Source organism: Clostridium sp. CS001, from assembly GCF_020443565.1.
GTDB lineage: Bacteria > Bacillota > Clostridia > Clostridiales > Clostridiaceae > Clostridium_AD.
In genome coordinates, this window is record NZ_JAIZZN010000013.1 from 62,128 (window position 1) to 82,068 (window position 19,941).

At 31.8% G+C, this 19,941-nt stretch carries 17 protein-coding genes and 1 riboswitch; of the genes, 1 reads left to right on the forward strand and 16 read right to left on the reverse strand.

Features of this window, described 5'->3' with window-relative positions:
* Window positions 1-115 precede the first annotated feature (115 nt).
* Complete coding sequence (gene groL / locus LGK97_RS10490) at window positions 116-1,741, reverse strand: chaperonin GroEL (protein WP_226259716.1); 1,626 nt, start codon at window positions 1,739-1,741, stop codon at window positions 116-118.
* Between the two features lie 75 nt (window positions 1,742-1,816).
* Window positions 1,817-2,104 (reverse strand): co-chaperone GroES, encoded by a 288-nt coding sequence (gene groES / locus LGK97_RS10495; RefSeq protein WP_226259717.1) that lies wholly within the window; start codon window positions 2,102-2,104, stop codon window positions 1,817-1,819.
* A 329-nt stretch (window positions 2,105-2,433) separates the two neighbouring features.
* On the opposite strand from groES, the gene LGK97_RS10500 reads away from it, so the two are divergent.
* Window positions 2,434-3,093 (forward strand): TIGR01906 family membrane protein, encoded by a 660-nt coding sequence (locus LGK97_RS10500; protein ID WP_226259718.1) that lies wholly within the window; start codon window positions 2,434-2,436, stop codon window positions 3,091-3,093.
* A 33-nt stretch (window positions 3,094-3,126) separates the two neighbouring features.
* Here LGK97_RS10500 and LGK97_RS10505 read toward each other — a convergent pair whose 3' ends face one another.
* From LGK97_RS10505 to LGK97_RS10570, 14 genes are all read right to left on the reverse strand, one after another.
* On the reverse strand, window positions 3,127-3,840 hold the full coding sequence (locus LGK97_RS10505) for a TVP38/TMEM64 family protein (RefSeq protein WP_226259719.1): 714 nt from the start codon (window positions 3,838-3,840) through the stop codon (window positions 3,127-3,129).
* A gap of 83 nt (window positions 3,841-3,923) precedes the next feature.
* A complete protein-coding gene (locus LGK97_RS10510; protein WP_226259720.1) occupies window positions 3,924-4,805 on the reverse strand; it encodes a DNA-3-methyladenine glycosylase family protein in 882 nt (293 codons plus the stop codon).
* A gap of 21 nt (window positions 4,806-4,826) precedes the next feature.
* Window positions 4,827-5,030 carry a C-GCAxxG-C-C family (seleno)protein gene (locus LGK97_RS10515; protein WP_226259721.1) on the reverse strand — a complete coding sequence of 68 codons (204 nt, stop codon included), beginning with the start codon at window positions 5,028-5,030 and terminating at the stop codon, window positions 4,827-4,829.
* A 322-nt stretch (window positions 5,031-5,352) separates the two neighbouring features.
* Entirely contained in the window at window positions 5,353-6,756 is a 1,404-nt protein-coding gene (locus LGK97_RS10520; protein ID WP_226259722.1) for an RNA-guided endonuclease TnpB family protein, read from the reverse strand.
* A gap of 797 nt (window positions 6,757-7,553) precedes the next feature.
* On the reverse strand, window positions 7,554-7,796 hold the full coding sequence (locus LGK97_RS10525) for a C-GCAxxG-C-C family (seleno)protein (protein WP_226259723.1): 243 nt from the start codon (window positions 7,794-7,796) through the stop codon (window positions 7,554-7,556).
* Window positions 7,797-8,121: 325 nt separating this feature from the next.
* Entirely contained in the window at window positions 8,122-9,138 is a 1,017-nt protein-coding gene (gap, locus tag LGK97_RS10530) for a type I glyceraldehyde-3-phosphate dehydrogenase (RefSeq protein WP_226259724.1), read from the reverse strand.
* Window positions 9,139-9,470: 332 nt separating this feature from the next.
* On the reverse strand, window positions 9,471-10,853 hold the full coding sequence (gene gltA, locus LGK97_RS10535; protein WP_226259725.1) for an NADPH-dependent glutamate synthase: 1,383 nt from the start codon (window positions 10,851-10,853) through the stop codon (window positions 9,471-9,473).
* Window positions 10,853-11,722 (reverse strand): sulfide/dihydroorotate dehydrogenase-like FAD/NAD-binding protein, encoded by an 870-nt coding sequence (locus LGK97_RS10540; protein ID WP_226259726.1) that lies wholly within the window; start codon window positions 11,720-11,722, stop codon window positions 10,853-10,855. Before LGK97_RS10540 ends, gltA begins: the two co-directional genes overlap by 1 nt.
* Window positions 11,723-11,985: 263 nt before the next feature.
* Window positions 11,986-12,089, reverse strand: a riboswitch (glycine riboswitch).
* Between the two features lie 378 nt (window positions 12,090-12,467).
* Window positions 12,468-13,634 (reverse strand): iron-containing alcohol dehydrogenase, encoded by a 1,167-nt coding sequence (locus tag LGK97_RS10545; RefSeq protein ID WP_226259727.1) that lies wholly within the window; start codon window positions 13,632-13,634, stop codon window positions 12,468-12,470.
* Window positions 13,635-13,982: 348 nt separating this feature from the next.
* Window positions 13,983-15,896 (reverse strand): sigma-54-dependent Fis family transcriptional regulator, encoded by a 1,914-nt coding sequence (locus tag LGK97_RS10550; protein ID WP_226259728.1) that lies wholly within the window; start codon window positions 15,894-15,896, stop codon window positions 13,983-13,985.
* A gap of 121 nt (window positions 15,897-16,017) precedes the next feature.
* Complete coding sequence (locus tag LGK97_RS10555; protein WP_226259729.1) at window positions 16,018-16,860, reverse strand: 3-hydroxybutyryl-CoA dehydrogenase; 843 nt, start codon at window positions 16,858-16,860, stop codon at window positions 16,018-16,020.
* A 120-nt stretch (window positions 16,861-16,980) separates the two neighbouring features.
* A complete protein-coding gene (locus LGK97_RS10560; protein WP_226259730.1) occupies window positions 16,981-17,985 on the reverse strand; it encodes an electron transfer flavoprotein subunit alpha/FixB family protein in 1,005 nt (334 codons plus the stop codon).
* Between the two features lie 19 nt (window positions 17,986-18,004).
* Window positions 18,005-18,787: an electron transfer flavoprotein subunit beta/FixA family protein gene (locus LGK97_RS10565; protein WP_226259731.1), complete on the reverse strand. Its 783-nt coding sequence runs from the start codon at window positions 18,785-18,787 to the stop codon at window positions 18,005-18,007.
* Between the two features lie 13 nt (window positions 18,788-18,800).
* Entirely contained in the window at window positions 18,801-19,940 is a 1,140-nt protein-coding gene (locus tag LGK97_RS10570; protein WP_226259732.1) for an acyl-CoA dehydrogenase, read from the reverse strand.
* Between the last annotated feature and the right edge of the window lies 1 nt (window position 19,941).

A 19,941-nucleotide genomic window follows, 5' to 3' on the forward strand; every position in this document is an offset into this window, starting at 1 on the left:
AATGTAATCGTATAACACTAATTAACAAATAAAAGAGTTAACTAAGCATCGCCTAGTTAACTCTTTTGCTTTTATATATTTACAATAATAGTTGTAATTATTAATTATATTGCTTCTAGTACATTCCGTCCATTCCCATGCCTGGAGCACCCATTGGTGCTGGATTCTTTTCTGGGATATCTACTACTGCAACTTCTGTTGTTAAGAATGTTGCTGCAACTGATGCTGCATTTTGAAGCGCTGATCTTACAACTTTTGTTGGATCAACAATTCCCGCTTTTATCATGTTCACTAATTCTCCACGTAATGCATCATATCCAGCTTCTCCTGCACTTTCTCTTACCTTTTCAATTATAACTGAAGATTCTGCACCAGCATTTGTAACTATTTGTCTTAATGGTTCTTCTAAAGCTCTTTTTATTATATTAATACCTACTTGAACATCTACTATATCTGATGCTAATTTGGCAACCTCTAAAATAGCATTAATATAAACTGTTCCACCACCAGGAACAATTCCCTCTTCAACTGCTGCTTTTGTAGCTGCAAGAGCATCTTCTATTCTAAGTTTTCTTTCTTTTAGTTCAGTTTCAGATGCAGCTCCAACTTTTATTACAGCTACTCCGCCTGCAAGTTTTGCAAGTCTTTCTTGTAATTTTTCTCTATCAAAATCCGAAGTAGTATCTTCGATTTGTCTCTTAATTTGTGAAACTCTATCATGAATTGAATTCTTTTCACCTTTTCCGTTTACTATAGTAGTGTTTTCTTTAGATATCTTAACACTTTCTGCTCTTCCAAGCATATCAAGGGTAACATCTTTTAATTCTTTTCCTAATTCTTCACATACAACTTCTCCACCTGTTAGGATTGCTATATCTTGAAGCATTTCTTTTCTTCTATCACCAAAGCCTGGTGCTTTAACAGCTACGCAAGTAAAGGTTCCTCTTAGCTTATTAACAACTAATGTAGCTAAAGCTTCGCCTTCAATATCCTCAGCAATTATTAATAATTTTCTTCCTTGTTGAACAATTTGCTCAAGTATTGGAAGTATGTCTTGTATGTTTGTAATTTTCTTATCAGTTATTAAAATGTATGGTTCATCAAGATTAGCTTCCATCTTTTCTGAATCAGTAACCATATATGCACTTAGGTATCCTCTATCAAACTGCATTCCTTCAACTACATCAAGTTCAGTTCCCATAGATTTTGATTCTTCTATAGTTATAACACCTTCATTACCTACTCTTTCCATAGCATCAGCAATTAGAGCTCCAATTTCTTCGTCTCCTGCTGAAATTGACGCAACTCTAGATATATCTTCCTTGCCGCTAACTGGTTTAGAAGATTTTTTAATTTCTTCAACTGCAACATCTACGGCCATTTTTATACCATTTCTTATTTGCATAGGGTTTGCACCAGCTGTAACGTTTTTTAAACCCTCTCTTATAATAGCTTGAGCAAGAAGTGTAGCTGTAGTTGTTCCATCTCCTGCTACATCATTTGTCTTTGTAGCAACTTCTTTAACAAGCTGCGCTCCCATATTTTCGTATGGATCTTCAAGTTCTATTTCTCTAGCTATTGTAACACCATCATTTGTTATTAAAGGTGCTCCAAATTTCTTATCTAAAACAACATTTCTACCTTTAGGTCCTAATGTAATTTTAACTGTATCTGCAAGTTTATCTACACCTCTTTGCATAGCTCTTCTTGCTTCTTCTCCAAACAATATACTTTTAGCCATTTTAAACCCTCCTCTACGCTAATAATTAAATTTACTTCAAAGATTAAACTTAATTATTATTGCGTTTTATTAAATTTATTTTTCAATTATAGCCAATAATTCTTCTTGCTTTAATATGATGTACTCAGTACCATCATATTTTATTTCACTTCCAGAATACTTAGAGAATAATACTATATCCCCTACCTTAACTTCCATTTTAATTTCTTTTCCATCTTCAATTTTTCCTGGTCCTACTGCCACTACTTCAGCTTCTTGTGGTTTTTCTTTTGAAGCTCCAGCAAGCAGTATTCCACTTTTTGTAGTTTCTTCTGCTTCTACTCTTTTTATTAATACTCTATCACTAAGTGGTCTAATGTTCATTTAAACCCCTCCTTATATATTTTTTGGTTTTGTTAGCACTCAATACAATTGAGTGCTAACGCATCTTATACTTCTAATCATAATTAATAATTATAATAATATCAAATTGCTCTACACTATATATTGTACCATTTATGCTCAAAAAATCAAGTTATGTTTATATATCACCCACTTTTAGAGCTTTTCTAGTTTTTTCTCTACATTCCCTGCTTTTATGTCTTTTCCATATTCTTATTACCTTTTAATATATTTCATTATCATCAAATTATTCAGATTGTTCTTGAAAACACTTATGTTTATTGTTAAAATCACTAAATAGGGGTGATTTTATGGATACAATAAATAGATTCTTTAATTTCTTATTGAAAACCTTTTTTATCTTATGTTTCACTTTTTCCTTTATGGCTTTGATTGTAAACTTTACATTGATTTTTAAACCATTATATTATATAGATATTGATGTTTTAAATATCGAGGAATCTTCTGGTTTAAATAAAAATGAACTAAAAGCCAATTATGACTATGTAATTACATATTTAACTCAGAATAAAACAGAGGAGTTTAATCTTCCAACACTACCTTCCTCTGATAATGGTAAAACCCATTTTAAAGAGGTTAAAGTAATATTCGATAAATTAAAAGTAATGCTAGCATTCTCCATATTGATAAGTATCATTGGTGTATTTTTAAATAATAGATACAAAAAAATAAATTACTTGTTAACTAGTTCAATCGTCCTTTTAGTCTTACCCGTGATATTACTTATACCCTTCTTAATTAATTTTGATAAAAGCTTTACAGCTTTTCATAAAATCTTCTTTAACAACGACTACTGGTTATTTGATATTAAATATGACCCAATAATAAGTATCCTCCCACAGGATTTCTTCTTTCATTGTGCATTATTGATAATTGGCTTAATTATTGTAACCAGTATAATTTTTAGGCGTATATATAAGGCTCAACATAAAAAGCTACACTCTTTGTAGCATTTTATTAAGATAAAAGACTTTATTAGATTTCTAATAAGTCTTTTTCTTTTTAACAATTGCTTTAATTATAGTATCCCCTTTAAGTATTCCTATTATTGACACTAGCACCATTGTTATACCTATGATGATTAAGCTTGTAAAATCCCGTGCATATATCTTTTGACCAAAAAAGGATGAAATAAAGATTCCTGGAACCCTACCCAATGTAGAATATATCAAAAAATTCATAAAAGAAATATTTGACACTCCACATATATATGCCAGCGCATCCTTTGGTATTCCAGGTATTAAGTAAAACATAAATACAACAACATTTTTACTTCCTGCATTTAATATCTTTTTAAAGAGTCTTATCTTCTTATTTAATATCAGATTTTCTACAATAGGTTTACCATATCTATTAGAAATGAAATATGCTATAGTGCTTCCTAATGTAATACCAATTAATGATATTAATCCACCTATGAAAGTGCCAAAAATGTACCCTCCAGCAATCTGTATGAATTCTCCAGGAATAAAAAAAACAACTACTTGTAAAACCTGCATAAAAATAAAAACTAAAATACTAAAGTTCCCATAAGAAAGAATAACTTCTTTCAACACGTTGGGATCCTTTAATATGTATGAATACTTAAAATAATATTCATAACCAATATATATGAAAAATACCAAAACTACTAATAGCACTATATATTGTTTCATTGACGAAGCTTTTATTCTAAGAGTATCCCATATACTTTTCATCGTCTTTTATCCTCTTTATCTTCATGTTATTAATTGCTTACATAGACTTATGTATCCTGATTCTATCCTTAGTATTTGCTATTTTACTCTATTTTAATATTATTTTCTCTCGCATAATAAAATAAATATTGTTGTGCAAAACCTGCCAAATTTCCAAATTTGTCTCTAGCAAATTCCCTTATCTTTGGCAGAGATACATCTGGTGCTAAGTAAAAAAATTGCATTGCTCTTTTAACCCAAACATCCACAGGGAAAGCAGAGTATTTTTGCATAGAAAACAACATAATACAGTCCGACACCTTTGGACCAATGCCATTAAGCTTTTTTAATTCTTCATGACAAATATCATCTTCTTCTGATTTAATAGTTTCCAAACTTACTTCACCAGTATGTATTCTATGAACAGTATCTCTTACGTATTTAGATCTAAACCCTAGACCACAAGTAGCAATTTCTTCTACAGAAGCACTCTCTAAATCTGAAATGTTTGGAAATGTATAGTAGGTCTTGCCCTTATACTCAATAGGTTTTCCCCATTTTTCGCTCAAGTTGTTTATGGCTCTTTTTATCATAGGTATCCTATTATTTGAAGAAATTATAAATGATATGGTAAGTTCAAAGGGTTCTTGCTGAAGCAGCCTGATACCATATCCGAAATCAACAGACTTTTTAAGAAGAGGGTCCTTTTGAAACTTCTTCTTAATAACTGTATAATCCCTTTTAAGGTCAAAATAATCACACCAAAGCTTATCAAATTCTTCTTCATTTATATTATATATTATTACTTCATCATTTTTCTTTTCTATCTCTATTACCTTACCATACGCCACTCCTATATAATTCCCATTAGACCCCCTATCCCATCTAAAACATTGCCCACATTCAAATATATGGTCTAATTCAAAGTTCTTTACGCCCTTTATGATAATGCCTTCATTAAATGATTCAATCTCTTTATAATCCATGATTTTTCCCCTTCACTAAGATTAATTATTGGCCTGCAATTCTCTTATTACAATATCATCTAATATTTGCGCAGCTGCTTCAATGATTACTCTACAGCCTGTATCTTCTTTTCTGTATTTTGCTTTAAGCTCAGCACAGTTATTACTACCTAGTTTTTCTTCAAACCTTTGGAAGAATTCCTGACATAGCTTTTTAACCCTATCTGGTTCTAAAAATGTGTACAAATGTACTCAATTAGATAGTTCGCACTTATTCTATCTTATGATAGTTTTAAGCCTTGGTTGTACCAGTGATATTTCATAGGCACTTCTTCCATGCAAATATTACTCTACTTCCTACAACCGTATTTTAAAATTTTATACCTAAAAGATTTATTCAACCCTCATTTCTGATAAAATACATGCTTTCTGTTTTCACAGAAGATACATACATTTGTGATTAAATATTCTTTTTAAAATCACTAATTTGCTTTTAACGACATTTCAGAAGGAAAGCCTCATCTTTTTTAAGTAAGAGTTTTAATGGCCTTCTGAAGTCGTTAATATTTCAGCATGGTCGATGATGATTTAATCTATTTTCTAAAACTTCTTTAACCTTCTTATAATTTGTGTATAACGTAATTTCCTTATCATATTTTCTTTTTAATATATTTTTACTTGCATTAGTATCTGAATGACTTTTTCCACATTTAGAACAAGTAAATACATCATCACTTCTCACGCCAAACTCACCACAAACATTACAAACCTTAGAGGTATACGCTGGATTTATATAGCTATATTTAATGCTATTTAAATCACATTTATATTCAAGTCTTTCTCTTATATAACCCTTAATCCATCTTGATAATTTTCTTTTTATACTTTTAGGATATTTATCATTCCAATTAGCAAAATCTAATTGTTCCATTACTATTTCAGTTGGTTTTTCTTCTTTTATTAATTGATTTAATGAATAGTTTATATAAGATTTAACTGTTTGGTCATGTTTAGCTTTATTATGATTGTATTTTACTCTACCTAAATTACTTTCTTTTACTCTATTAGCGTTCTTAATAGTACCTTCTTCTAAATACTGATTATATAAAGCCCAAAATCTATTTCTATTTTTATTAACTTTATTTAATCTTTCAGTCTCTTTACTTAGATAACTATTAAGATTTTCACCGTAAAATTTACCACTGGATACTGCAAATAAATATTTATATCCTTTATCTATTCCTATAACATTCTCTTGATTATTATTATCTTTAGGTTTTATTTTTAAAGGACAATGAATTTCTACTTTATTCTCTATTATTTTAACTGTTAAGGTACTATTTCTAACATTACTATCAGTTAATCTAACGGGTAACCTTTTTCCTCTTTTTATGCAGGTTATATTTATATGTCCATCTTTATATGAATATAAACCTGTGTCTATTGAAAAAGTAGCACCTATTTTAGAATAAGGTATATTCCCTTTATATTTTCTTGTATATCTTTTAATCAAGTTCTTAAGATATTTATAATTTAACTGCTTATCTTGAAATATTTTAGGAATATTGAAAATTTGATTAGTTAATACTTTGTAATAATAATTATCAAACTTTAAAATATAATTAATATAATGCTTATCTTCATTTGATAAATTATCATTTACTTTAATTTGTTCTCTAATTCTTCTTTTAATATTAGACCATTGAGATTTTATATTTCCCATAGCTTCACTTAAAGCTAACTTCCAATATCTCGCAGGTAACTTCCACTGCTCTGCAAATTTAGTTTTTACCCATTCATCTCTTATTTGTCTTTCCTTACCTAATAATGGAATACTATTGATGCCACTAAACCTTGAATAAACATAGTTTTTAACATTCTTATATTGATTTGCTATGAACTTTAATTCTTTTAAAGTAACTTCGTCTAATTCATAGGAATATTGCTTAACAGTTTTTATTATAGTATCCATTATCTTCACCTCTTTATATTTTATTATTATCATAAGTCGCCTATCTTATCGATATTTTTTTCTTATGATATAAAATATTTTATTGAGGGTATATAAATAGCTATAAGCAAAAACAATATAAGAATTAAAACAACTATTCTAAGCGCGATAAATAAAAACCTAAAATTAAAAGCCGATAAAGAACAATGTTCTGTAAGTAATTACGTTTATAATTTAATTGCTAAAGATTTAGAAAAATAGCTGATCATTATAAAACTTTAAAATACGGTTGTCTAAATTATATAATTTACACTTATACATTATTTTTAGAGTGTTCACATAAATTCGTTAATTCTATGCAGTTCTCTTATGAACTTCTTATACTTTCATATAAGCACAGACTATATCACAATCCTATTTCCCTATTGCATAATAGGAACTATTGCATAATAGACATAATAGGATTCTCCCCATTTCCCCACACTTGCAGGTACGAGATTTCTCTCTAGTCGTTGAACTTTACTCTATTTGAGTCTTAGCTGCTGATTACCCATTATTACAACTTTTACAAAGTTGTTTGGTGTTTAGGATTTAACCTTGCACCATACTAATTATTTTTTCTACTTTCGTCACCATCACGCTTGATTTTGTTTCATATCTACGTTGTGGTTAATTAGTCTTTAGGGACTTCCAGCAATTAAAGGAGTTTTGGCGTCTATACAAACGCACTCTACACTCTTTACGAATGTAGGGAGCTTTATTTGAATAAAATATTACATTTGTACATGTTTGAGTACATTCGTATATATTTTATACAACTAATGAGTTGCTCCTTCATGTGCTCTTTCTTTAGTGAATAATATACCTATAACTGCTAATGGACCTGTTATAGCTCCACATACGCTCTCAATACCCATTCCACCACCAAAGGATGACATAGTTTTAAATGTTTCACTTTTTAAATTCATATTATATTCGTCACTAGCAGCATAAATCATTACCTCTGAGCAATTAAGGTCATATTCCTTAGTGTAATATTTGTTTATTTTATCCATTAACATATTTATTATCCCTCCACGTTAATTTTTAAAGAATATATTAATCTATATTCTTTAATAATAAGTTTCTAGTATGTAAACTTATTATACCAAATTATTTTAAAGTATTATATTTATTTTATATTTTTAAGTCTTATGAAAAAGGCTACCAGCCTAAAAAAATAAGCTGGTAATCTAATAGTATTAACCATTAAAATGGTTAATACTATTAGATTACCAGCTTTTCCTTAAGCCTTATGAACTGCATTTTGTTTTTTTATTTACTCAAAAATAATTCCTTAAGTTAAATACTAATTATGGTTAGTTATATTAACATTCTCATATTGGTTTACTTGTTTATTTCACTTGCCACAAGATTTATTAAATCTACTACCCTTGCTGAATATCCCCATTCATTATCATACCATGACAGTACCTTTAAAATTTTCTTTCCTATAACCATGGTTGAAAGTCCGTCAACTATAGATGATCTAGAATCACCTTTATAATCGATAGATACTAAGGGCTCCTCTGAATATCCTAATATGCCCTTAAGCTCGTGCTTTGATGCATATTTGAATGCATTATTAACCTCTTCTACAGTTATCTCTCTAGACATCTCACATACAAGTTCTGTTATAGATACTGCTGCTGTAGGCACTCTTAATGATGATCCATCTATTTTACCTGAAAGGTTCGGAATTACCTTTGCAAGAGCTTTTGCAGCCCCAGTGCTTGTAGGAATTATTGACTCTCCTGCAGCCCTTGATCGTCTTAAATCTTTATGAGTTTTGTCTAATATTTGTTGGTCATTAGTATATGAGTGTATTGTGGTCATACTTCCTGCCACTATGCCAAACTTTTCATTTAATACTTTAGCAAAGGGTGCAAGGCAGTTAGTAGTACAAGACGCATTTGAAATTATATGATGTTTTAGCGGATCGTATTTTTCATCATTAACTCCCATAACTATTGTTATATCCTCATCTTTAGCCGGTGCAGTAATCACTACTTTTTTTGCACCTGCTTCGATATGTTGAATGGCTTGTTTCCTATCATTATATTTCCCTGTTGATTCTATAACTATATCAACACCCATTTCCTTCCAAGGTAAATCCTTAGCTTCTTTTTCGTTAAAGACTTTTATTTCTTTACCATTTATTATTAATGAATTATCTTGCACTTCTACTTCACCTTTAAATGTTCCATAGCAAGAATCATAGGTAAAAAGGTGTGCAAGCGTTTTTGCATCTGCTCTTGCATTTATGGCAACTATTTCTGCACCGTCAAATAAATTTTCTTGTGCAATCCTTAGCACCACTCTTCCTATTCTACCAAATCCATTAATAGCAATTTTTATACTCATGTTATATTACCCTCCTATATCCCCATCATTTTATATATTATGTTACACAACTTTTATATAATATTAACTCTATACATATTTCTAACATCTCAATATTACTTTTCTTGATAAAAACTATCCTATATACTAAATAATATGCACTGCTAAGTTATATGTACCTATTATTTATAACAATGTGCTACACTTTTGTCAATAGTGACAACATATATATTTTCGTGAATACGTCTACATATGTAAATATTGCTACCTAATTCTCCTTTTTCCTTAAACTTTGATTACATATAAATGACCCCATAAACATTAGTTTATGGGGTCATTTATATGTAGCTTTATTATTTTGTTAACATTTCATTTATAGCTTTAGCTGCTTTCTTTCCTGCTTCCATAGCTAATATAACTGTAGCCGCTCCTGAAACAGCATCTCCACCAGCATATACTTTTTCCTTAGAAGTAAGTCCTGTTTCTTCCTCTGCAACTATGCACTTCCACTTGTTAATTTCTAATCCTTCAGTTGTTGAAGGAATTAATGGATTTGGTGATGTACCTAGAGACATAATAACTGTATCTACATCCATTGTGAATTCTGAACCTTTTATTTCAACAGGTCTTCTTCTACCTGAAGCATCTGGTTCTCCAAGTTCCATTCTTATGCACTTCATTCCTATAACATTTCCCTTTTCATCTCCTAGGATTTCAATTGGATTCACAAGTAAATCCATTATAACCCCTTCTTCTTTTGCATGATGAACTTCCTCAACTCTTGCTGGAAGTTCTGATTCTGATCTTCTGTACACTATGTGTCCTTCTGAACCTAATCTTACAGCAGTACGTACAGCATCCATAGCAACGTTTCCGCCACCAACAACAGCAACCTTCTTACCAGCTCTTATAGGAGTTTGGTATCCTTCTTTAAATGCTTTCATCAAGTTATTTCTAGTTAAGAATTCATTAGCAGAGAATACACCATTTAGGTTTTCTCCAGGTATTCCCATGAACATTGGAAGTCCTGCACCTGAACCAATAAATATAGCCTCAAAGTTTTCTTCTTCCATTAACTGGTTTATAGTTACAGTTCTTCCTACAATAACGTTTGTTTCTATTTTAACGCCTAATTTTTTAACGTTTTCAACTTCATGTTTAACAACTGTTTCTTTCGGTAATCTAAACTCTGGAATTCCATATACTAAAACTCCGCCAGCTTCATGAAGTGCTTCAAAAATTGTTACATCATAACCTTCTTTAGCTAAATCTCCTGCACAAGTAAGTCCAGCAGGACCACTTCCTATTACAGCAACTTTCTTTCCACTTTTAGCTTTTGTTTCTGAAAGGTCCACATTGTTTTCTCTTGAATAATCTCCTACAAATCTTTCAAGTTTACCAATTGCAACAGATTCTCCCTTTATTCCTAATATACATTTGCTTTCACATTGAGTTTCTTGTGGACAGACTCTTCCACAAACAGCTGGTAGTGCACTATATTTTGCTATTACCTTCGCAGCCTGCTCAAATTCTCTATTCTTAACATGTTGAATAAACCCTGGGATATCTATTGCTACTGGACACTTTCCAACACAAAGTGGTTTTTTACAATTTAAACATCTAGTAGCTTCTTGAACTGCTTCATCTTCTGTATAGCCAAGGCATACTTCTTCAAAGTTAGTTGCTCTTATCTTTGGATCTTGTTCTGATATTTTAGTTTGTTTCATTCTATCCATTATTTAGTACCTCCTAAACCGCATCCTGCTTTCATTATTTCACCGCTGGACAATTCTTGTGTTTTGTACATTGCTTGCCTTCTCATAGCCTCGTCAAAATTAACCTTGTGGCCATCAAATTCTGGTCCATCTACACAAGCAAATTTAACTTCACCATCTACAGTAAGTCTGCACGCTCCACACATACCTGTTCCATCAACCATAATAGGGTTCATGCTTACAATAGTTGTTATTCCAAGTTCTTCAGTCAATTTACAAACAAATTTCATCATTATCATTGGTCCTATAGCAACAACTAAATCATATTTTTTGCCTTCAACTTCAACTAATTCTTTTAGTTTATTTGTAACAAGTCCCTTATATCCATAAGAACCATCATCAGTACATGGATAAACGTTGCCTGCCACTTTCTTCATTTCTTCTTCCATAATTACATAATCTTTAGCTTTTGCACCTATTATTACATCAGCCTTTACCCCTTGCTCACTTAACCATTTAACTTGGGGATAAACTGGAGCTGTTCCGAGTCCACCAGCTACAAATACAATTTTTTTATTTTTTAATTCTTCAATACTTTCATGCATTAATTCTGATTCTTGACCTAGTGGTCCTACGAAATCTGAGAAAGATTCACCAATTTCATAGTTTTCCATTGCTTTTGTTGAAGAACCTATTGTCTGAACTACTATTGTAACAGTCCCTTTTTCAACATCATAATCAGATATTGTTAGTGGTAGTCTTTCACCCTTTTCGTCCATTTTGATAATTACAAATTGTCCTGGTTTTGCAGATTTTGCAACCCTTGGTGCTTCAATATCCATTAAGAATATTTGTGGTGCTAATGCTCGCTTATCAATGATTTTATACATTTTTCTTTCCTCCATATTCACATATATATTTTGGTTTTTTATAACTTGGCTTAAAATAACTATCTCTTATGCTATTTAATCGTTAACATTGGCTAAATTTATATCTTTAATACTCTAAGATATATTATGCTAATTTTAACTTCATTTTACCACAAAACTTATGATATCTAACGATTAAAATTCATTTTCACTTATAATCTTCACTATTATTAAGTTTATAAACAAAATTAGACAGGCAGTAAAGAGCATAGAAATACCAATGCTATTTACCACCTGTCCTTTTATCTGAAAGTTTCCTAAAAGCTAACTAACTTTTAGTTTCTTCTTCGATGTCCAAAATTAATTAGATCTCTCCAGGGTATGTCCAATTATTGTGCTCAACCTGAAAGCTTCAAAGTAAGTCCTAGCAAAACTTACTCATTTCTTCTACGGTTATCCCCATAAACGGAATATCTCCAATAATCATCATCCACCCATATTAAATTACATCTATATTTTAAGTCCTTCGACAGGTATAGTCAACATAAACTATTTTTTCTCTTATTGATTTTTCCTATAAATAGCATAGATTTGCAATTTTAGAATAAATCCTAACCCTGCAAATCTAATTTATATTAGTGTGTGCTAATCATTTAATTGTTGCTTCTTTTTAAAGTTTATTGTTTACTCATTACATTGTTAATGATATATCATTGACAATGCATTGTCAAGATTAAATTCGTAAAAATTAAAAATATTCCTAAGATTAAAAATTAACTTTTTCACCCGTAAATGTACAAGTAAATACTTTTTTCATTTCATCAACATTTATTGCTCTTGGATTTGATCCTGTACATGCATCTTTTATGGCATTTTCAGATATAAAATCTACATTTGTTTCAAAATCTTCTTTAGTTATCCCATATTCAGCTAAAGAACAAGGTATATTCATAACTTTATTTAAATTTATTATCATATTAGTCAATGAATCTATTAACTCATCTTGCGTTGATCCAGCCAAGTTTAAGTTTTTTGCTATTTGAGCATATCTATCCCCACATGCTTTTTTATTAAAATCTATGACATATGGAAGGAATATTGCGTTTGCACAGCCATGTGGAATATGAAATACAGCCCCTGTTTTATGTGCCATACTATGAGTGATTCCAAGCAATGCATTTGAGAATGCCATACCTGCAAGACACTGTGCAATATGCATTTCATTTCTTGCCTGCTCATCTCCTTCAAAGGACTTTAATAAGTTTTCTTTAGTCATAGTTATAGCTTGCATTGCTAAAGGATCAGAAAAACTTGATCTTAATCCTGCTACATAAGCTTCAATTGCATGAGTTAATGCATCCATACCTGTATGGGCTACTAATGTAGGTGGCATTGTCTGAGCTATTGCAGGATCAACTATTGCTATGTCCGGTGTTAAATTAAAATCCGCCAAAGGGTATTTTATTCTTGCTTTATAATCTGTAATTACTGAAAACGCAGTAACTTCGGTTGCTGTTCCACTAGTTGATGGTATAGCTATAAACTTAGCCTTTTGTCTTAGCTCTGGAAGACCAAAGGGTATAACTGCTTGCTCAAAGGTAAACTCAGGATATTCATAGAAAATCCACATAGCTTTTGCTGCATCTATTGGCGAACCCCCACCTATGGATACTATCCAGTCTGGCTCAAATTCTCTCATTATTTCTGCGCCCTTCATAACTGTTTCTACAGATGGATCTGGTTCTACTCCATCAATATGCTTAACTTCAATACCTGCCTCTTTCAAATACGCTTCAACCTTATCTAGGAATCCAAACTTCTTCATAGAGCTTCCACCAGTAACTATTACTGCCTTCTTACCCTTTAAAGTCTTTAACATCTCTAATGAATTTTCTCCAAAATAAATATCTCTTGGCAAAGTAAATCTGTTCATTATATTTCCCCCCATATTTAAATATATTATTATGTATTTGTATACTAATATATTTAGCAATGTTTGTGCCAACTTTATTAATTTCTCATAGATATCGTTAACAATATAACAATCTCAACAGAAAATTATTATTAAATCTTTAAATACTCATTGTTTTTAGCGATTTAGTTGTAATTCAATAAATTAAGTGTCATAAAAACTAACAATCCTACCGATTTAATTGTTAGTTTTTATGACACTGTTAGTTTTTTAAACACTTGCATTTCCAATTTATTTATCAATCTTTTCTCGGTTATTTCATATAGTTCTTTTGAATTCTTCATAGTTTTCATATTAAATATATCGAAACTATATCTCAACATTATACTTCTTCATCTTAATATATAGTGTATTCCTACTAACTCCTAACACCTTCGCCACCTTAGTTATATTTCTATCAAACTTTTTAAGGGAAGCTATTATTGCCCTTTTTTCTAATTCTTCCAAAGAACATATATATTCTTCTTCGTGAGTTGATTCATCCACACCATTTGTAATAACGTCAACTACAGCTTGCTTATTTTTAATATCAAAAGTAGTGTTCCCATCTAAATTAACTATGTTCTCCACAAAGTTTTCAATTTCTCTAATGTTTCCTGGCCAGTTATACGTTAAAATGTTACTATATATTTCATCAGATATTCTAGGAACTTTCTTTCTAAGCTTTTCTGCCTTCATACTTAAAAAGTGGTTAAATAAAAGCATTATATCCTTTTCCCTCTCTCTTAAAGAAGGTAGGCAAATTGGAATTACACTAAGTCTATAATATAAGTCTCGTCTAAAGGTTCCTTTTTCTATCTCTTTACCAAGTTCTTTATTTGTAGCTGCTATTATTCTAACGTCTATAGGAACATTTCTGCTGCTTCCTATTCTAGTGACGCTTCCCTCTTGTAAAACTCTAAGCAAATCCACTTGCATATCAAGTGGCATTTCACCGATTTCATCCAAGAACAAAGTTCCTCCATTTGCCAGTTCAAATTTTCCTGGCATTCCTCCTCTTTTAGCTCCAGTAAACGCACCATCCTCATACCCAAATAATTCACTTTCAATTAAATTTTTAGGAATAGCTCCACAATTTATTGCCACAAAGCTACTATCTCTTCTATCACTTGCATTATGAATTGCTTGTGCTAGTACTTCCTTGCCTGTCCCACTTTCACCTTCAATTAATATAGTTGAAGGGCTAGATGCAATCCTCCTGGCATTACTTATTATTCTCTTTATTGAAGTACTTTCTCCTATAATATCATCAAATACATATCTTGCTCTTCCACCTGCATACTTATTAACTAAATTTAAAACCTTTTGAATCTCTTTTATTGTTAACACCACGCCTATAAAATTACTATTTTCCCCCTTAATAGCATAAGCGCTTAGGGTATACCTTTCTCGTACCCCATGTCTTGTTAAAACTATTTCTTCGTCATGATAATCTTTTTGATCTTTAACTTGAGTAAAAACATCTTTCCAATTACCTAATATCTTCTCTATAGAATCATTCATTATATCTTCCTTAACTATTTTTAACATAACACATGAAGCCATATTGATATTTTTAACTACTCCATTAATATCTACAGCAATAATACCATAATCCATGGAATCCATAACTGCATTCATATACAAATATGCTTTAACCAGCTCATTTTGAATTTTTTCACTATTCATCTGACTTTCTATAGACTCTACAGCAGCCACAACAAGCCCTAAAGTATGGGGATGTACTAACTTACTATTACCAGTTAAATTTAGTGTTCCAATTATATTCGCATTTTCATCATGAATAATAGCTGCTGAGCAGGTCCACTTATGGTATGCCGTAACAAAGTGCTCTGTAGCAGAAATTTGAATAGGCACATCCTCACTTATAGCTATACCCATAGCATTGGTGCCTATACTTTTCTCGTCCATATACGCGCCAATTACCATATCCATATCTTTTGCAGCGTCTAATATATCTTTATCACCAATAATATTAAGAATACACCCTTCTTTATCCGTTAATATAATAAAGAATCCTGACCCTATTAGGAAGTCATAAATAATTTTCATAAAAGGTTCTGCTGTTCTAATTAATTCCTCATTATTTTTTATATTATCAGCTACTTCCTGACCTTTTAAAATCTTTTTTGATACCACTTGTTCTCTTTGAATACCATATTTGCGAGAACGCTCATGGGATTTTTTAATAATTTCTTCTCTGTTCTCTTTGTTGTATATCATTGTCTTCAGCTCCTAATTTATATAAAAATAAGGGCATATAACTCTCTATAAGTTATAATGCCCTGCAACCTTATTATTCAACACTTCACACTATAATTCCAGTGAAACATAATACCGTTCTTTAGTAGATATGGAATCCCTTTTTAGTTTTTCTTCCTAAGAATCCACCTCTAACATACTTTCTTAAAAGACTATGAGCCCTATATTTTGTATCTCCAGTTTCTTTATATAAAACATCCATGATAGCAAGACATACATCAAGGCCTATAAGATCACCTAGTGCTAATGGTCCCATTGGGTGATTAGCGCCTAGCATCATTGCTTTATCGATGTCTTCTGCTGATGCTATGCCTTCTGCAAGTATTCCTACTGCTTCATTGATCATAGGTACAAGTATTCTATTTACTACAAAGCCTGGTGCCTCTGCAACTTCTATAGGATCTTTACCAATAGATACAGATGCTTCTTTTACTAAATTAAAAGTTTCATCTGATGTAGCCATTCCACGAATAAGCTCTACAAGTTTCATTACTGGTGCTGGATTAAAGAAGTGCATTCCTATAACCTTATCAGGTCTATTTGTAGCTGCTCCAACTTCTGTTATTGAAAGTGATGATGTATTTGATGATAAAATAGTTTCCGGTTTGCAAATTACATCAAGCTCTGCAAAAATTTGTTTTTTAATCTCCATATTTTCTACAGCTGCTTCTACTACTAAATCACAATCTTCTGCTAAGTTCATATCGATAGTCCCTGTAACTCTTGATAGTATATCTTCCATTTGTTCTTCTGACATTTTTTCTTTTTTAACTAATCTTTCAAGATTGCTCTTGATTCCAGCAAGGCCTTTGTCTACAAACTCATCTTTAATGTCTCTTAATATTACCTCATATCCCTTAGCTGCAAATGCTTGAGCAATACCAGCTCCCATTGTTCCAGCTCCAAGTACAAAAATCTTTTCCATAATAACACACTCCTTAAATTTTAGTTTGCTAGAAATTAAACTCAGTAAATATTTTTAAAACTTACTCTAATACTAAATATTAGCATTAGAGTAAGTTCATTTCAACTTAAAATTAAATTATTAGTTTCTTAACGCGTTAATTTGAGCTATCATTTCTGGAATAACTTTTGAGAAGTCTCCAGCTATTGCTAAATCAGCAGCTTGCATAATAGGTGCACCTGCATCTTTGTTTATAGCTATTATATAGTCAGACTCTTGCATACCAGCTAAATGCTGAATTGCTCCTGAAATACCACATGCTATATATACATTCGGTCTAACAGTTTTTCCTGTTTGACCTACTTGAAGTGATTTATCTACCCAACCATTTTCAACTGCAGCTCTTGACCCTCCAACAACTCCACCAAGGGTAGTTGCAAGTTCCTCTAGTAATGCAAAGTTTTCTTTAGCTCCAACTCCACGACCACCAGATACAATTATGTTAGCCTCTGCTATATCTGCTAAAACCTGTGCAACTTTTACAACTTCTATTGTATTAGTTCTGATATCAGCTGCTGTTAGGTTTACAGTAACTTTTTCAATTTCACAACTTCTTTTTGCATCTCTAGCTAATTTTTCAAAAACTCCTGGTCTCACAGTAGCCATTTGTGGTCTATGATCTCCACAAACTATTGTAGCCATTATATTTCCTCCAAATGCCGGTCTTGTCATAAGTAAGTTGTTGTTTTCTGGATCTACATCTAATGAAGTACAATCAGCAACTAGTCCTGTTGCAAGTCTTGCTGACACTCTTGGTCCTAAATCTCTTCCTAGGTAAGTTGCTCCTATGAATATTACTTCAGGTTTTCTTTCGCTTGCTAATTCACATATAACTTTTGTATATGCATCAGTTGTAAAGTGATTTAATAATGGATGCTCAGCAACTATTACTTTATCTGCGCCATACGCTGCTAGTTCACCAGCCATACTATCTGTTTTATCTCCAAGAAGCACTGCAGTTAATTCTACTCCTAATTTGTCTGCAAGTCTTCTTCCCTCACCTAGAAGTTGTAATGCTATTTTTTGAAGTTCTCCGTCTCTTTGCTCAGCAAAGACCCATACTCCTTTGTAATCTGCTAAATTCATTGTTTAATCCCTCCCAATCTTAAATAAAGTGGTTTTCTTTTAATTTTGAAACTACAAACTCAGCAGCTTCTTTAGGTGGTAATTGTACTAATTCTCCACGTCCTTTTGGTTCTTTAGTCATAGACTTTTTAACCTTTGTTGGAGAACCTTTTAATCCAAGAAGCTCTTTATCGGCTCCAATATACTCTGCATTCCACATTTTAACTTCTTTATTTTCATACATTTCAAAAATATTCTTTATATTCATACATCTTGGCTCATTTAACTCTTTTATAGCTGTTAAAAGAACAGGTGTTTTAACTTCTATATCTTCATATCCATCTTCCCAAGCTCTTCTAACTTTTAATCCACCATTAATTACATCAACATTTTCAACGTATGTTATTTGTGGAAGATCTAAAAGTTCTGCTATTTCAGGTCCAACTTGTGCAGTATCTCCGTCTATAGCTTGTCTTCCTGCAAAAATTACATCGTAGTCTAATTTCTTTATAGTAGCTACCAGTGTATGAGATGTAGCTAATGTATCCGATCCTGCAAAGGCTCTGTCAGATACTAATATCGCTTCATCAGCTCCCATAGCTAGTGCTTCTCTCAAAGCTTTTTCCGCTTGTGGAGGTCCCATGGTTATTACTGTTACATGAGCACCATGTTTATCTTTGAGGCTTAAAGCTTCTTCCAAAGCATTTTTGTCATCTGGATTTATAATTGATGGAACGCCTTCTCTTATAAGTGTTCCTGTTACTTGATCTATTTTAACTTCATTTGTATCTGGAACTTGTTTTATACATACAACTATATTCACTCTTAATCTCCTCCTACTTTAATAAGTTTGCTGCAATAACCATCTTTTGAACTTCTGAAGTTCCTTCATAAATCTCAGTTATTTTAGCATCTCTCATCATTCTTTCTACTGGGTATTCTTTCGTATATCCGTATCCTCCGAAGATTTGAACAGCTTTAGTTGTAACTTCCATAGCTGTTTCTGACGCATATAGTTTTGCTCTAGCAGCTTCTACACTGTATGGAAGACCATTGTCTTTGTTCCATGCAGCTTTATAAACTAAAAGTTTAGCAGCTTCTACTTTAACATCAAGTTCTGCCATCATCCATTGTAAACCTTGGAATGCTGAAAGTGGTTTCCCAAATTGTTTTCTTTCTTTCATATATTTAGTAGCTTCTTCTAAAGCTCCTTCCGCAATTCCTAGAGCTTGAGCAGCTATACCAATTCTTCCTCCGTCAAGAGTTTTCATTGCTACACTAAAGCCTTTACCTAATTTCCCAAGTAAATTTTCTTTTGGAACTACGCAGTTTTCAAATACAAGTTCTGTAGTTGAAGATGCTCTTATTCCTAATTTATCTTCATGCTTACCAATTGAGAATCCTTTGAATTCTTTTTCAACTATAAAAGCAGTAATTCCTCTTGTTCCTTGGCTCTTATCAGTCATAGCAAATACCACAAATATATCTGCAACTCCACCATTTGTTATGAAGATTTTTGAACCATTTAATATATAGTTATCTCCATCTAAAACGGCTGTAGTTTGTTGTCCTGCAGCATCTGTTCCTGCGTTAGGTTCAGTTAATCCGAAAGCACCTAGTTTTTCACCCTTTGCAAGTGGAACTAAATATTTTTTCTTTTGCTCTACTGTACCAAACATATCTATTGGAGAAGCACATAATGAAGTATGAGCTGAAACTATAACTCCTGTACTTCCACATACCTTTGATAATTCTTCTACACAAATAGCGTAAGATAAGTTATCTCCACCTGCTCCACCAAATTCAGTTGAAACTGGAATACCAAGCATATGGTATCTAGCCATTTTTTCTACAGTTTCTGTAGGGAATCTTTCTGTTTGATCTATATCAGCAGCTAATGGTTTAACTTCATTCTCTGCAAATTCCCTTACCATCTCTCTTACAAATTCTTGTTCTTTTGTCAATGCAAAATTCATT